Annotated in this window: 1 protein-coding gene and 1 pseudogene; one reads left to right on the forward strand and one right to left on the reverse strand. The window is 65.5% G+C overall.

Going from position 1 to position 812, the window contains the following annotated elements; genetic code table 11:
• The coding region (locus tag EOA60_RS35365) for an EAL domain-containing protein (RefSeq protein ID WP_164899891.1) at positions 1-251 on the forward strand (251 nt) is incomplete at its 5' end.
• Positions 252-523: 272 nt separating this feature from the next.
• On the opposite strand, the pseudogene EOA60_RS35370 reads toward EOA60_RS35365, so the two are convergent.
• A pseudogene (locus tag EOA60_RS35370) lies at positions 524-784 on the reverse strand (AzlD family protein); the annotation flags it as partial.
• Between the last annotated feature and the right edge of the window lie 28 nt (positions 785-812).

Here is an 812-nt window from a genome sequence, read left to right on the forward strand (position 1 = left end):
CCTTCGTCCAGCACATCGCCGACAGCCGCTTCGACCGCGAGATCGTCTCGGCAATCGCCGGCATCGCCCGCTCGATGGGCTGCGCCGTCGTGGCCGAGAAGGTCGAGGGGAAAAGCGCGCTGGAGATCCTCGTCGGCATGGGCGTCGGCTATGGCCAAGGCTATTTCCTGCACCGGCCAGAGCCGCTGGAGGCGATCGTCGCGCGGGCCGCGGCTGAGAAGCCACAAGCCCGGGTGGGTGTCGCAAAATAAGCTACGCTAAAATTGCGAGCGCCCTCCGCGATTGCCGAGGCAGCTCGGCCTGGATCAGCTCGGCATTCGCCCGATACAATGTCCCGCGATCATCGACCCGCAAGACGCGGACCCGCTAGACTGGCGCTGGAAAAGCATCTGGGCAGGATCGACGAGACCGCTGCGATCAAGTCTGGCGAAATTGGGCTCTACGGCAATTGATGCGATGGAGAGCCAATCTCCTCCTTGGGGGAGATGCCCCGGCATGGCAGAGGGGGGCCGCCGGCGTTTACCCCATCAACCCACCGCAATACCCCGGCCGAAGCCACGCCGATGACCACCGTCGGCAGCATCGACAGTCTTGTCGCCGCGAGCAATGTGATGACGAGCGCCGCCAGATCGGCCGGATTCTTCGACACGAAGTCGGGCGCGATCACCGAGATCAGCACGCAGCCGGGCGCGGCTTCCATCACGGCGGTGGCGCGTGGACTGAGCGTGCCGTTCCTGAGCACGACATAGCCGCCGATCCGCGTCAAATAGGTGACGCCGGCCATGGCGAGGATGGCGAGGACGGTCCAGGGC

Origin of the sequence: Mesorhizobium sp. M1A.F.Ca.IN.020.06.1.1, from assembly GCF_004023265.1 — a bacterium.
Taxonomy (GTDB): Bacteria; Pseudomonadota; Alphaproteobacteria; order Rhizobiales; family Rhizobiaceae; genus Mesorhizobium.